Origin of the sequence: Rhodococcus sp. 05-2256-B1, from assembly GCF_002258465.1 — a bacterium.
GTDB lineage: Bacteria > Actinomycetota > Actinomycetes > Mycobacteriales > Mycobacteriaceae > Rhodococcoides > Rhodococcoides fascians.
In genome coordinates this window covers 393,413-406,848 of record NZ_NOZA01000011.1, presented here as the reverse complement: position 1 = coordinate 406,848, position 13,436 = coordinate 393,413, and the positions used below count along the sequence as shown (strand labels likewise).

Here is a 13,436-nt window from a genome sequence, read left to right as displayed (position 1 = left end):
GTCATAGCATTTGATGTAATTGTTCGGGGTTCTCTGGATAGAAGACGCGAATCTGTACAGCGAATCGCTAGGCGGGTGAAGCGACCAATGAGCAACGAGAGAGTAAGAGGTGTTCCATGAGCAAGCACGGACTGAGTGCCCCCGAACGGACGACGACCACAGATCAAGCGCGAGATGCGATCCTCCGGGCCATCCTCGACGGCCGAATTCCGTCGGGAAGTCCACTGCGTCTGCAGCAACTGGCCGACGACCTCGGAATGTCGATGATGCCTATCCGAGAGGCGATCAGACACTTGGAGGCGACCGGCATCATCGAGGTCGAGCGGCACCGCGGAGCGCGCGTTCGGCCGCTGAGCGACGAGGATCTGGCCGATACTTATTTCACTCGAATCGTGCTGGAGGGCACTCTTGTCCGGCAGGCCGCGCACTCGCTCGACGCGACGGCAGCGAAGGAGGCGTCGGATGCACTGGACGCCCAGCAGCTGGCCCTTCGACTCGGTGATCGCGATGCTGCGCGGATTGCACACGAGAGATTTCATTTCACGATCTACCGCGCAGCAGACCTCAGCTGGTTGATGCGATCGATCGGTCCGACGTGGCAGAACAGTGAGCGCTACCGAGCTCATTCGCTCTCCGACGAGGCCGAGGTTGCGATCCGCCGCCGAGAACACGAATCCATTCTGGCCGCGTGCACGGCCAGAGACTCCGACGCCGCCGTCCACGCCTTGCAGGAACATCTGTTGGCAACCGTCGAGGGTGTCAACCCGAAGATTGCCGCGCAGATTCGGCAGAAGCTCGCCGAACACAATTACTGACGCTGTCGAGCACTCCGCAGTGGTACCGAACGGCACCACTGCGGAAATGGAATTGAGGGACTACAGCTTTCAGGAAGATCGCGGCTTCAGGAGCGGCACGACTTCCTCGGCGATGATGCCCATCATCTCCAGCTGCTCTTCGACGGTCGCGACGCTGAACATCAGTATGAGGTGATCGATTCCACTGTCGACGTAGTTCTGGAGCTTCGCTGCGGCGGTCTCTACACCGCCGATGATGTCGGTCTCGTGGAACGGGATTGCAGAATTCTCCCGGAAGGGAGCTGCCGCCTGGTTCGCCGCCTCGTCGGTCCGATACACCAGAGCATGATGGCCCATGACCACCGTTTCGTGCTCCATGGAGCGGCCGAATTCGTTCGCAGCGATCTCTCGCGCCGTATCCTGAATCCGCACAACGAGCTCAGGAGGTCCGTACGGCATCATGCCGTCGCAGAACTGGGCCGCGCGTCGAATTGCTTTGTCCGCGAGCGCAAACTCACGGTCGTCACCCTCACCCACGAACCTGACGCCACCTCCGTACAACAACGGAATTTTGGCGGTCTTCGGGAAGAAGTACGCCTTCTCCACGCTCACGGTTTCACCCTCGAAGCTCACTTCCCCTCCCTGAAGGAGGGAGTTCAGGCAGTCCAAATATTCCTCGGTCATGGAGACGCGGTTCTTTTTGGACCTGCCGGTCAGCGCGAAATCCCCCACGTAATCGCCCATGCCGCAGCCGATGACGAGTCGGCCGTCCGACAGTGTTTGCAGGGTCAACGCTTCCTTTGCATAGACCCTTGGATCGCGGATCGGAACCGCCAGCACTGCCATCCCCAGCTTCACACGTTCGGTGAGTCCCGCCAGATAGCTGAGCGTTGTGTGGCCTTCGTAGTAATTCATCTCGGCGTTGTCGGCCCGATCCTTCTGGTACGAAGGGCTGTGATTGGCGTGCGACTCCCCGTAACTCAGGTGGTCGCCGACCCAGACCGACTCGTAACCGAGGCGCTCAGCGGCCAGCGCGGTCTCCTTCAGTGCGGGAAGAGTTGCGATACGTCCACGAGATGGTAAGAAAACTCCAAGCTTCATTTTCGAAGCCCCCTGGTTCTATGGTCATTTCTGATGAACTCTGCAACATCGCAGAGACTCGCCGGAAGGCGACAATGTGATCAAATCATAGAGTATGAGCCTCGACTGTCCACCCTGAACGGAGGTAATCGTTCGATTTCCCCACCCGACCCGCCCGAATCGACTTCAGTAAGGGCTCCTATGACTGACGCTCACGAAACCCTGGGCTGGCTTGCCTCGCTCACAGAAACGCTGTCCGAGGCAACTGACGCCGCGGACCTCAGCAACCGATTCCTGCAGTTCGGCCGCGATGTGATCGGTGCGCCGTCCGCAGCCTTGTACTTGCTCAAACCACAGTCACAATCTGTACAAGGCGTCGCGATGTACGGGGTGAGTGACTTTTTCCTCAGCCGGTACGAAGAATTCGGGCGCAATCTCGATCCCGTCCTGCAGCGGGTGCTCGAAACCAAACTGGCAGTCGACAACCACGAATTGATGAACGAAGAGGAGTGGCGGGCGAGTGCCCTGTATCAGCAAGTTCTGCACCTCCACAGCTTCGACTACATCCTCCAGATACCGGTACTGTGCGCCGGCGAAATCTCAGGAATTGCCATCTTTGCCGGCACCGGACATTGGGAGGGTCGCGAAAAGTTGCGATCGGCTGCGTCCGCCATCGGCCGCATCGTGGGAACTGCTCTGATCGGCCAGCGCCGCTGCGACGCTGCGGAGCGGCATCGGGATCAGGTCGTCCGCGCGCTCGAACTCGTGGACGAAGCAGTAGTGGTGACCGATGCCCAGACAGGACAGCGTCATCACAACCGGCAGGCGAGAACTCTGCTCGACACGCTGAGCCGCTTGGGCATCACCCACTTCGACGACTTGCTCACCGAACGGCCGCGGCAGGACGGTGTCACGGCTATCGAAGTGCGCGTAGCGGAGTCGGACCGGGGTCAGCTGCACCTCTCCGTCCAGTCCGTCCTCGCCGACGACGACCCCAGCACGACGATTACCATGTTGAGGTTGCGTACGCACGGTCAGTGCAACATCCCCGAGGTCTACGCGCACCTGCTGAGTAGGCGTGAACTCGATGTCGCCACGCTGGTGGTCGACGGTCTACACGACGTCGACATCGCTCAAAAACTGTCGATCAGTCAGCACACCGTGAAGCAGTATCTCAAATCCGTCTATCGCAAACTTGGCGTGAACTCTCGCGTCGATCTGGTCCGCCTCGTTTTTCTTCAGGGGATGAAGTAACAAGAGGCGTGAATGCGTCCTACGAAGTCAGGGCTGAAAATTCGCCGATCTTCCGCCCGGGCGCGCCCCGTCGCGGATGCGCCCAGCGGCCATATGGTCCGCGGGACTGTCCGCAACAGAAGTCCGCCGCGACGGGCCGACCACGGCACCGTCGTCGGCCTGCGAACCGTCGGATAGTAATGCGACGCAGACTCTTCGCCGTGACCAACCCTCAGACGAACGACAGCGCACCGAGCAAGAAAAGTATCTCGGACGGCCATGTGCACTTCGGACGACCTCACGCAGAAGATCGTTCGAATCGGTAGATCAGCAATCACTCGCGGCGGAAGCGTGGCGCTCACCTTGATTCGGATTCCCCCGTTCGAGGGAGCGGATGTAGCACCCGGACGAGGCCTAGCTACGGTGCGCCTGGTTCGAATAGGTTGACACACATGAGATTTGAATCACAGGTAGCGATCATTACTGGTGCGGGTAGCGGAATTGGTGCCGCAGTGGCGCGTCGCCTTGCCGACGAGGGGGCGAGACTGGTCTTGAACGATTTGCGACGTTCTTATCTCGACGAATTGATCAAGACTTTGCCTGGCGACGGTCACATCGCCATTGCCGGCAACATCTCCGAAGAGTTGGTAGCAAAGTCACTTGCCGACGCAGCACTCGATAGTTGGGGCCGCATCGATGTTTTGGTGACCAATGTCGGAATGATGTTCTTCGGCGACATCACCCAGACGAGCGTGGAGGACTGGGATCTCGTCATGGAAACCAACGTGCGCGGCCAATTCCTGTCCTGCAAGCACGTGCTGCCGGCCATGATCGCTCAGAAATCCGGATCCATCGTCAACGTGGCTTCGGTATCGGCGTTCGTCGGACAGGAGTTCGACAGCGAAAAAGACGGTTCTCAAAGCTCTTTCGCGTACAACGCATCGAAGGCCGCGGGCCGGCAGCTGGCAACGTCGTTGGCCACTCGGTACGCCCGAGATGGCATCCGGGTCAATTCGGTCGTTCCGGGTACCACTCGTACGAACCAGCTTCGACACTTCGTTCCGGACATGACGCAGGAAGTCGAGAACGAAATCTGGCACGCAGGGGACGCGGTAATTCCCCTCGGACGTGTTGCTCGACCGGAGGAAATCGCCGCTGTGGCGGTCTTTCTCGCCTCGGACGAGGCATCGTTCGTCACCGGTGCGGCGTGGGTTGCCGACGGTGGTTACCTCGCTCGTTGATCGACTCGTGCACGGCCACCAGGAGAGAAGTCCATGACCACAATCCACACTGCACCGGCTCTGACAGCAGACCGTCTTCGAACTGTGCTCGGCCACTTCGCAACTGGCGTCACAATCGTCACAGCACACGGTGGCGACGGTCCGATCGGTATGGCAGCCAATTCGTTCACCTCGGTATCGCTCGACCCGCCGTTGATCCTGCTGTGTCCCGGCCGCAGTTCATCGACGTGGCCGGCCATCCGAGACGCGGGTAGGTTCTGCATCAACATCATGGGCCGTGAGAATGCCGCTGTGACAAAACGATTCAGCCAGAAAGGACTCGATCGATTCGCCGACATCGGTTGGATCGACAGGCCGACAGGCCCGGCGCTCGAGAGTGCGATGGCGTGGGTCGAGTGCGCCGTCCGCGACGAACACGATGCGGGTGATCACACCATCGTTGTGGCCGACGTCCTCGACGTGGGCGTATCGGAGGTGGTTGACCCCCTTGTGTTCTTCCGTGGCAAATACGGAACGTTCGACGCTTCGCAAGAGAAGTAGTCGGCGCACATCGACCACCGCATATCCCCAGCAACAGGAACTTTCTAGAATAAGGAGATTTCATGACCACGATGGATATTCAAGCCCCGGCAACGATGGCAACCCACGACGAACTCGTCGATCGAGCGCGGGCACTGGCCCCAATTCTGCGTGAACGCGCGGTCCCCGCGGAGCTGGACCGGAACGTCTCCGCAGAGACCATGGCCGACATCGTCGCTGCGGGACTCGGTCGTGTGATGACCCCCCGCAAATGGGGCGGTTACGAGCTCGGCTTCGAGACCGTGAGCGACACCTGCATGGAGCTGGCCAAGGGCTGCACCTCATCGGCGTGGCTCGCCTCGTTCCTCGGTGCTCATGCGTGGCTGCTGTCCCATTTTCCTGAGCAGGCGCAGGCCGATGTCTGGTCGAAGGGCCCCGACGTGAGCATCGGCGGCATCTTTGCACCGATGGGTAAGGCAAAGGCAGTCGACGGTGGCTATGTACTGAACGGCCGCTGGCCGTGGAGCAGCGGAATCATTCACGACGAATGGACAATCCTCGGTGCCTTCATAGAGGGCCAGACACCGCCCAAGCTGCACATGTTCCTCGTCGCCCCGGGCGATTTCACGTGGGAGGACACCTGGCACAACGTAGGACTGTCCGCGTCCGGCAGCAATGACACAGTCGTCGAGGCCGCCTTCGTACCCACACATCGAGTCATTCCCTTCGAATGGGCACGCGACGGCGTCGGACCGGGAGTCGAATCCCTCGGGAGCACCCTGTATCAGGTGCCCCTGGCCCCCGGTTTTTCCTACAACGCCGCGTATGTTGCGCTGGGCGCGGCCCGTGGTGCCTATGAATACCTTCGGGAATGGACCAAATCCCGTGCCTCGAGCGTCACTGGTGCCGGAGTAGCAGAACATCCCGCCACCCAGGCCGAGCTGACCGAAACCGCGGTGGAGCTCGACGCAGCGCAGCTGCTGCTCGAACGCACCGGACGCCGAATACTGAACCCCGCCGATCTCGACCTCAAGACGCGCGTCGAATGCCGACGGGACAACGTGTACTCGGTCAAGGTCATCCTCAGCGCACTGGATCGGATGCAGCGAATGGCCGGGGCGCGCGGCATGTACGTGAGCAATCCGATCCAACGTGCATGGCGAGACGCGCACGCAATCGCAACTCATGTCGTCTTCAATTTCCAGACCGTCGGTGAGTTCTACGGGCGCTTGGAGCTCGGCCTCGAGCCACCCACGCGCGACCCTTACTTCTGAGCCGACTTGCATACCCCGACCACAGGAGAGCACATGACAAACACGACGAGCCGCAACTACGAGACCGCAGCGACTCCGCACGACGTTGTTCGGATCTATTCGGGCTACCTCAACGCCGGCGACGTCGCCGGGCTCATGACGATGTACGACGAGGACGCCACCTTCTCACCCGAGCCGGGAACGTTGGCACGAGGTACCGAAGAAATTCGCGAGTTGATCACCACGATGACAGACCCGCCGCCGGCGGTGGAAGGGGTCGTCACGTGGGTCCAGCAGGTCGGTGACTACGCACTCATCCTGCACGACTACACGATCACGGCAGATGGCCCCGACAGCCGCCCATTAGAAATCAAGGGCCGTAGCGCAGATGTCGTGCACCGCGGGGTCGATGGCGCCTGGCGGTTCTTCATTGATTGTGTGTGGGCGGGAAACGGTTAGCATTCGCCACGTTCAGGGTTAGTCGTCGTTACCGCGCCAAGCCCGGTGAAGTTCCCTCCGGATAGTGAACACCGAGCTAGCAGGGCCACAGGTTCCGCTGGAAGGATGTCTTCATGTCCCGTAAACGCAGGTCGCTCACGACCGAGTACAAGGTCGAGGCCGCACGCCGGGTGATCGATTCCGGCCGCACCATCGCCGAGGTCGCCCGTGAACTGGCCATCAACGTCTATGGTCTATCGCAACGCGGTGGACCTGACCCGGCACTCCCGCACAGGGCTCCCCGATGTGCCTCCGAGCTCGCGAGGCGACCAGTACGCAGGATGACAGCGGTGCGGTGATGATCGACATGGATCGGTACCGGAGACGGGCTCCCATCAAGTTTCTTCGTCGGCGGTACCACGCGAGTGTTTGCACGATCGCCACCGGGCTTTGGCTCCCACTCGAATACGGTGTGCGTATTTTTAGTTCGCCTCGGATTCGGACCAATAATCGTCGAATGTGGACGCGCTTCGAGGTTCAACAACAAACTAAACTCCGGCGGCGCAGAATTCGCCTTCTGGAGCGCCACGGCGACGTGCTTACTATGAGTGCCCCTGTAGACGAACCCGAGAGGGTGTAAGGCGAAGGGTTTCTCACAACGGGGTCTGACGCTGAAGGAGATAAATAGGGTCGGGGTTTAAGGATCGCAAAATGTTCTACGAATACCTGGGTATTCCGGGCGGCTTCTTCACCAGGCAGTGCCCGGCTTGCGGAGGTGCGTGTACTGCAGAGATCGTGGGGCGCACCCTGAGCACAGGTGAGCATCTGACAAATGCCTATGCAGCATGCTGCGCGTGCAAATGGGAAGGGTTCGCAGACATGACGCGAGCCCGATGACGATGCGTCTTACATAGGATCCGCCCTGGGCCGAGCCACTCGTCATCCGTGACGAGATCCTAGTCACGGATAGCTGACGGCGGCTTCCTGGGAATTGACGACCAAACAGGACAGCGCCAGGGCATGGGCTGAAAGTTTGTTGCGCAACAGTCTGAACTGCACGGTTCGTCAACTCGACCTTCTAGACGATAGGCCAGTCAGTTGAGCGAACGGCCGCACTTTTTACCAGAGCCAGTAGCGAGCGCTCCGCCGAAGAAACCTTGACAATGCCCGGAGAATTTTTAGATCGAACATAATCCGAGCGGGGAAACAGAGGCGAGCCGTTCACTCGATCTCTTGATCCAGAGCGTCACCCCTTCAGAATATTCGGAAGGGCAGTCGAAGCCGAGGGGTTACCGACGAAGCCAATTGTTCGGTCTGTCCGCGGAAAAGTCGTTACCCCCGAGGGACGTGTCCCGAGAATCGTTCCTCGGGTAGTTGCCGCCGCCCTCCTGCGCGGACGAGATCACCGAGCGCTGGGTTGCGTCGACGACGGCGCAGCGGCGACTATTTCGCAGGCGCGCCCTTGGCTCGAAGGTCCTCTGCCGCCTGGTTCCACAGTGCGCGGATCGACGGGCGAACAGTGATCGGGTTCGTGCCGCCGAGGTCCTCACCGATGTACATCTTCGGGACACCGAATCGCAGTCCGTCGAGCGAGTCTTCCTGTGCCAATTCGTCGTATCGCTGTGGTCGGACTTCCGAGGCTGCTGGAAGTTCGACAGCGGTCTGCTCGCGCCACAGATCATTGGAGGAATCCGGATCGTCCTGGACGACGACGTCGAGGGGCGCCAGCATCTCCCCGACCGTCCGTGTGTGTGGTACTACGACGTCGCGCACGGGGAAGAGCGGCCAGTTGCCGCGGATCGAGATCACCCCGCGCGACGGCGTGTAGGCGACGAGTCCGTTGTTCGACGCAGGTGATCGGCCGGAGGAGACTGTCTCCTCTCCCATTCCGAATGCCCCGAAATTGGCTGCGGTGGCGGTCGCGGATCCGTTGGACGACCCGGAAAACCACGCGGCAGTGAGATACTCGCCGTTATAGGGACTCTTCGCATGCCCGTAGACCCCGTCCTGCATGCCGCCGCCGGCCATCGGCGGCATGTTTGTCTTGCCGAGCAGCACACCCCCGGCCTCGCGGATCTGTGCAACCGTGAATGCGTCATCGGTGGCGGTCAGGTTCTCGAATGCGGGTGACCCTGACGCGACTGTGAGCCCCGCGACCTTGTAACTGTCCTTGACCGTGTAGGGAATGCCGTCGAGCGGTCCGAGGGTGGCACCCGCGGCACGGCGTGCGTCGGACGCCGCTGCGGCCTCCAGTGCCCCGCCATCAAGCACCGGGATTGCATTCAGGGCAATGCCGTTCCGGTCGTACGCCTGAATTCGGTTGAGATACATCGAGGTCAACTCGACGCTCGTGACCGCTCCGGACTCCATCGCCTGCTGCATTTCAGCGATGGTGGCCTCTTCGAGAGTGAAAGAGCTGATGGTCGGGGGGTCGACAGCGGTATCGGCGGAGCACGCCGACAGGGCGAGGGTTGCGGTGACAAGAGCGCCTAGCGTTTTCGCCGTCCGGCCGCGTCGTGGTGAAGCGCAGTTCGACATGTTCATTCCTGACGTTCGTGTGGGTTTCGAGGCAGTGAGCGTCACAGTCGCCACCATTCGTCATCGATGGTGCGCACTGCGTTGGTGCCACAATGGATTTCACCGCCGAAGACGTGGTGAGTTCGGTAGTCGTCGATGAACGTGACCGTCATCCCGACAGATCCGTAGGCATCGATCAGTGCACGTTCAAAGATGTCCGCGCCGTCGATTATCGGGCCCCACTGCTGTGGTGAGAATTGAATGACTTATCAAGACGCTCTATGATCGGTGGCGAAGCTCCTTCCTCACGGGTTGTGGTTTCGACGCCCTCGGTCTCAGTGCTGGTAACACTGAGATCTTCCGGGGGCGTTTTAGTTTCCTGAGGGACAGTTGGCCCTGGGCCTCACGCGACGCCTGAGCTGGCGTCGGATTGCGCCTCGAGACCTTCGATGTACTCGTCGATGGCCGTATCCGGGATCAGCCGGCGCTTGCCGCCCTTGACGCTCCGGATTTCTCCGGACGCGATCTTGTTGAAGAAGTTGGATCGTCCAAGTCCCGTGCAAGCCATAGCCTCCGGGACCGACAGCAACCGTCTGGGCATCTTCAGCACCTCCACTGAATTGTGTAGTGAAGCCACATTTTGCAGGACATATTCGGTCAGTCCACGTGGTTCCACCACAGAGTAACAAGTACGTAGCCATCCCACAACGGCAAGCCAATCTCCGCTAGACTGCGTAACCATGACGCAGTCGTGGGCGGAAACGATCGTTGCCCGGGTCGCCTCGGAAGTGCGCCGACTCCGGGGTAAAGACCACTCCGCTCTGTCCGCAGCAAAGCTTGCCGACAGGACGGTTGACTTCGGGTGGGGGATCTCGCGATCTGTAGTCGCGGACTTGGAGACCGGACGCAAGAAGAGCTTGGACGTCTCGGAACTCCTGGTTTTGGCTGCGGCGCTCGGAGTCTCACCAGCGCAACTGGTCTATCCAGACCTCCCCAAGGGGACAGTCGAGGTACTCCCAGGGCTGCAGCAGGAGTCTCACGATGCTCTCCGCTGGTTCAGCGGGGAGGCCGGGCTGATGCGGCCGAGCTCCGAGTGGACCGAGGAGGACTCCGACGCTCCTTTCGAGATGTGGGTACGTGACACCTTCGACCCGAAGAACGATCGCGTTGGGATCACTCGTGAATGGCTCGATGCATTGCAGGCGATGCGGCGCGCCCGGGTGCAGCTCCGAAACGGCCTTTCCAAGAACGAATCAGCTGAGCACATCGAGTCGATGCAGTACCTGTACGAAGATGCACGCAAACGTTCGGAGGACCTGTTTCGGCGCATGACGGATCTGGGCATGAGCATGGGAGACGAGGACCGCGATGGCTAGAAACCAGCTACCACCTCAGATTCGGAAGATCACCGTCCGCGACAGGAAGTCACACAAACCACTGATTCGTTATCAAGTCGCCGTCGATACGGGCACCCGTACGGCCGTGGAGGTGGACGCAGACGGAGTACCTAGGACTGTGTCTAAGCGATCACAGACTCGCCGACGGTACAAAACCGAGCAAGAGGCCAGGACCGCGCTGGCCGCCACACTGAACTCGGTCAACGACGGGCTCTACGTGCATACGTCGGAGTTGACCGTGGAATTGGCGATCGAGTATTGGCTGACCTCGAAGCACTCGCTCAAGCCGTCTTCCCTTCACGGTCATCGAACGAACCTTCGCCCGGTCGTCTCAGAGCTCGGGCAAATTCCCATTCAAAAGCTCACCAAGCCCCACATCGAGTCCTTGGTCAAGGCATTGCGAGCGGGTGGCCTGCCGACACCACAGGGCCGCCCACACAAACCATGGTCGGCGCGCACTGTCAACTACATGCTCGGACTCCTGTCTTCGGTTCTCCAAGACCAGATGAGACAGGGCAACATCGTTCGAAACGTTGCTGCGATGGTCGACCGGTTGCCGTCCGAGGCTCGCGAGATGGACACACTGTCCAGGACCGAGGCGGCTAAACTCCTCGCCCATGTTGGCCGCGAGCCCTTGCCCCAGGCATGGCAATTGGCGATGCACGGATTGAGAAGGGGCGAGATCGCAGGCCTGCGCTGGTCGGACGTGGACTTGACCAAGTCGAAGCTCAAGATCACGAACACCCGCATCGCGGTAGGCAGCACGATAATCGAAGGACCACCGAAGACGAAGAAGTCTCGGCGCACGCTGCCACTTACCAAACCCCTTGCCGCCGCACTGAAGGCAGCGAAAGCGCAACAGGCCCAGGAGAAATTGACGCTCGGCGAGCACTACCAGGACTCAGATTATGTAGTGCGCCTTCCGACTGGACTTCCGGTGCACCCGAATCTACTGACGTTCAGGTGGAAGAAGATCCTCGAGTCGGCCGGCCTCAAGCACGTGCGCCTTCATGACGCGCGCCATACGTGCGCGACTCTCATGCACCGGCAAGGAATTCCCATTGCTGTCATTGCAGCCTGGCTCGGGCACGCCTCGGCCGCCTTCACCCTGAGCGTCTACGCACACTCTCAGGAAGAGGCCTTGATGGAAGCGGCAAGCAGCTTCGAGTAGCGCCGTTTCTTCTGCCCTGCGGAGGGCTCCATCAGCAATGTTCTACGGTCGCTCGGGGAACTCACATTGGGCGGTTGGTCCGGGCGAATCCATGTGGATTCGTTGGCGTGTTCGAGCGCCGATCCAGAGCAGTTAATTCGAGTTGTGACATTCTGTGACACCGAAGTGCGTGTTCGAACCATGATTGAAGCGCCATAACGCTCTGACCTGCCGAAACAGAGTGCCCCCAGTCGGACTCGAACCGACACTGTGCGGATTTTAAGTCCGCTGCCTCTGCCAATTGGGCTATAGGGGCCACCGCTGGAGTCGCGCTCCGGCGGTGACGATCATATCGGGCTGCTATTGCGCCGGGATGACCGGCGGCACGAAGTCGAAGGTCATGCCGAGGAGCCACACGAGCAGCAGGACCACCGGGAAGTGGAAGATGAACTGCAGGAACGTGAACCCGATCAAGTCTCGTGCTCGAAGTCCAAGAACGGCCAGCAGCGGCAGCATGAAGAACGGGTTGATCAGGTTCGGCAGCGCTTCGGCGACGTTGTAGATCTGGACGGTCCAGCCCAGGTTCATCTGCACATCGGTGGCCGACTGCATCACGTACGGCGCTTCGACGAGCCATTTGCCACCACCGGAGGGCACGAACAATCCCAAGACGACGGTGTAGATCGCGATGACCACGGCGAATCCGCCACCGCTGCCGATGTCGGTGAAGAAATTCGCGAGATGCTCGGAGATCGTGACGCCTCCCCTGCCCTCCGCCTTGGTCAGCATGGCCGCCATCGCGGCGTACAGCGGAAACTGCACTAAGATGCCTGCGGTGGCGGGGACTGCCTTACTGACCGAATCGAGGAATCGGCGCGGCGTGCCGTGCAGGACGAGTCCGAGCATCAGAAACACCAGCAGGTATCCGTTGAGACTGCTGACCACGGACAGAATCGGCAGTGTCAACAGTTGAGAGACAAGCCATCCCAGAGTCATCGCTCCGGCGAACAGCGGCAGTATGCGGCTGTACTCGAGCCACTCCCCCGGCCTGCTGCGCGGTGCCGGTTCGGTGACGGTGTCGTCGAGATCGACCTCCATGTCCGCGGCAGTTTTGATTGCTGCGCCCTTCGGTGCCGACACGTGCGCGATGACGACCGTCAACACGATGATGATGACGCACATCAGCAGCGACTGCCACGTGAAGATGGTGGTACCGAAGTCCAGGACACCGGTTATCGAAAGGAGTGTCGGCGGAAGCGATTTGGCGGTCGCTTGCAACTGAGCGGCCGAGGATGACATACCCAAGGCCCACACCGCTCCGAGGCCCATGAACGCCGCAGCGCCCAGCGCTCGGTAGTCCGTCCGCAAATCGTCACGCCGCGCGATGGCACGGGCCAACAGACCGGCGAACACCAGACTCAGACCCCAGTTGAGGAACGAGACCGAACAGGACAGCAGCGAAACGAAACTGACTGCGCTACTGGAACTCTTGGGCACCTGCGCCAATCGGGTGATCAATCTGGCGACCGGTGGAGAGGTTGCCACCACGTAGCCGGTGAGAACGACCATTGCCATCTGCAGCGTGAAGGCCGTCAGGTCCCAGAAACCGTTTCCGAATGCGTCGACCACATTCTGCGGAGACGACCCGTTGGCGAAGGCAGCAACAGCAACGACCACCACGCCGACGAGGGCGAAGATGTACGCGTCGGGAAACCATTTCTCGGTTCCCTTGGCGAGCGCTTGCGCTACGCGCGCCAGACCTTTCTCGGCCGGGGCCTGCTGGGCGGGTGTCGTCATCGGTGGTCCTAGCCTCG

Annotated in this window: 12 protein-coding genes, 1 tRNA gene and 2 pseudogenes; 9 read left to right on the top strand and 6 right to left on the bottom strand. The window is 60.6% G+C overall.

Features of this window, described 5'->3' with window-relative positions; genetic code table 11:
• Positions 1 to 116 precede the first annotated feature (116 nt).
• A complete protein-coding gene (locus CH285_RS03905; protein ID WP_032371188.1) occupies positions 117 to 815 on the top strand; it encodes a GntR family transcriptional regulator in 699 nt (232 codons plus the stop codon).
• Between the two features lie 69 nt (positions 816 to 884).
• Here CH285_RS03905 and CH285_RS03900 read toward each other — a convergent pair whose 3' ends face one another.
• Positions 885 to 1,895, bottom strand: a complete 1,011-nt coding sequence (locus CH285_RS03900) for an LLM class flavin-dependent oxidoreductase (protein ID WP_052066964.1) — start codon at positions 1,893 to 1,895, stop codon at positions 885 to 887.
• Positions 1,896 to 1,928: 33 nt separating this feature from the next.
• Here CH285_RS03900 and CH285_RS03895 point away from each other — a divergent pair, with 33 nt between their 5' ends.
• The 6 genes and pseudogenes from CH285_RS03895 to CH285_RS28180 form a co-directional block, all read left to right on the top strand.
• The gene (locus tag CH285_RS03895) at positions 1,929 to 3,128 is read left to right on the top strand and encodes a helix-turn-helix transcriptional regulator (RefSeq protein ID WP_080731187.1); all 1,200 of its coding nucleotides are present in this window, start codon (positions 1,929 to 1,931) and stop codon (positions 3,126 to 3,128) included.
• 431 nt (positions 3,129 to 3,559) lie between these two features.
• On the top strand, positions 3,560 to 4,348 hold the full coding sequence (locus tag CH285_RS03890) for an SDR family NAD(P)-dependent oxidoreductase (RefSeq protein WP_032371190.1): 789 nt from the start codon (positions 3,560 to 3,562) through the stop codon (positions 4,346 to 4,348).
• A 33-nt stretch (positions 4,349 to 4,381) separates the two neighbouring features.
• Entirely contained in the window at positions 4,382 to 4,888 is a 507-nt protein-coding gene (locus CH285_RS03885; RefSeq protein ID WP_032371191.1) for a flavin reductase family protein, read from the top strand.
• Between the two features lie 62 nt (positions 4,889 to 4,950).
• Positions 4,951 to 6,141, top strand: a complete 1,191-nt coding sequence (locus CH285_RS03880; protein ID WP_080729340.1) for an acyl-CoA dehydrogenase family protein — start codon at positions 4,951 to 4,953, stop codon at positions 6,139 to 6,141.
• A 33-nt stretch (positions 6,142 to 6,174) separates the two neighbouring features.
• Positions 6,175 to 6,579 carry a YybH family protein gene (locus CH285_RS03875; RefSeq protein ID WP_032371193.1) on the top strand — a complete coding sequence of 135 codons (405 nt, stop codon included), beginning with the start codon at positions 6,175 to 6,177 and terminating at the stop codon, positions 6,577 to 6,579.
• A 113-nt stretch (positions 6,580 to 6,692) separates the two neighbouring features.
• Positions 6,693 to 6,800, top strand: a pseudogene (locus CH285_RS28180) (transposase); the annotation flags it as partial.
• A gap of 1,213 nt (positions 6,801 to 8,013) precedes the next feature.
• Here the strand turns inward: CH285_RS28180 and CH285_RS03870 are convergent.
• The 3 genes and pseudogenes from CH285_RS03870 to CH285_RS03860 form a co-directional block, all read right to left on the bottom strand.
• Positions 8,014 to 8,940, bottom strand: a pseudogene (locus CH285_RS03870) (amidase family protein); the annotation flags it as partial.
• A 197-nt stretch (positions 8,941 to 9,137) separates the two neighbouring features.
• A complete protein-coding gene (locus CH285_RS03865) occupies positions 9,138 to 9,338 on the bottom strand; it encodes a protein-arginine deiminase family protein (RefSeq protein WP_080729341.1) in 201 nt (66 codons plus the stop codon).
• A 140-nt stretch (positions 9,339 to 9,478) separates the two neighbouring features.
• Positions 9,479 to 9,676 carry a helix-turn-helix transcriptional regulator gene (locus CH285_RS03860; protein ID WP_032371535.1) on the bottom strand — a complete coding sequence of 66 codons (198 nt, stop codon included), beginning with the start codon at positions 9,674 to 9,676 and terminating at the stop codon, positions 9,479 to 9,481.
• Between the two features lie 139 nt (positions 9,677 to 9,815).
• Between CH285_RS03860 and CH285_RS03855 the strand changes: the two genes are divergently transcribed.
• On the top strand, positions 9,816 to 10,451 hold the full coding sequence (locus CH285_RS03855) for a helix-turn-helix domain-containing protein (protein ID WP_032371194.1): 636 nt from the start codon (positions 9,816 to 9,818) through the stop codon (positions 10,449 to 10,451).
• Positions 10,452 to 10,710: 259 nt separating this feature from the next.
• Complete coding sequence (locus CH285_RS03850; RefSeq protein WP_255032385.1) at positions 10,711 to 11,643, top strand: tyrosine-type recombinase/integrase; 933 nt, start codon at positions 10,711 to 10,713, stop codon at positions 11,641 to 11,643.
• Between the two features lie 221 nt (positions 11,644 to 11,864).
• Here CH285_RS03850 and CH285_RS03845 read toward each other — a convergent pair.
• Positions 11,865 to 11,938, bottom strand: a tRNA-Leu gene (locus CH285_RS03845).
• A 44-nt stretch (positions 11,939 to 11,982) separates the two neighbouring features.
• Positions 11,983 to 13,419 (bottom strand): short-chain fatty acid transporter, encoded by a 1,437-nt coding sequence (locus tag CH285_RS03840; protein ID WP_032371196.1) that lies wholly within the window; start codon positions 13,417 to 13,419, stop codon positions 11,983 to 11,985.
• Positions 13,420 to 13,436: the final 17 nt, after the last annotated feature.

Coding starts and splice junctions, on each gene's coding strand:
- CH285_RS03905 (WP_032371188.1), top strand. CDS start 117: ATGAGCAAGCACGGACTGAGTGCCCCCGAACGGACGACGACCACAGAT.
- CH285_RS03900 (WP_052066964.1), bottom strand. CDS start 1,895: ATGAAGCTTGGAGTTTTCTTACCATCTCGTGGACGTATCGCAACTCTT.
- CH285_RS03895 (WP_080731187.1), top strand. CDS start 1,929: ATGAACTCTGCAACATCGCAGAGACTCGCCGGAAGGCGACAATGTGAT.
- CH285_RS03890 (WP_032371190.1), top strand. CDS start 3,560: ATGAGATTTGAATCACAGGTAGCGATCATTACTGGTGCGGGTAGCGGA.
- CH285_RS03885 (WP_032371191.1), top strand. CDS start 4,382: ATGACCACAATCCACACTGCACCGGCTCTGACAGCAGACCGTCTTCGA.
- CH285_RS03880 (WP_080729340.1), top strand. CDS start 4,951: ATGACCACGATGGATATTCAAGCCCCGGCAACGATGGCAACCCACGAC.
- CH285_RS03875 (WP_032371193.1), top strand. CDS start 6,175: ATGACAAACACGACGAGCCGCAACTACGAGACCGCAGCGACTCCGCAC.
- CH285_RS03860 (WP_032371535.1), bottom strand. CDS start 9,676: ATGCCCAGACGGTTGCTGTCGGTCCCGGAGGCTATGGCTTGCACGGGA.
- CH285_RS03855 (WP_032371194.1), top strand. CDS start 9,816: ATGACGCAGTCGTGGGCGGAAACGATCGTTGCCCGGGTCGCCTCGGAA.
- CH285_RS03840 (WP_032371196.1), bottom strand. CDS start 13,419: ATGACGACACCCGCCCAGCAGGCCCCGGCCGAGAAAGGTCTGGCGCGC.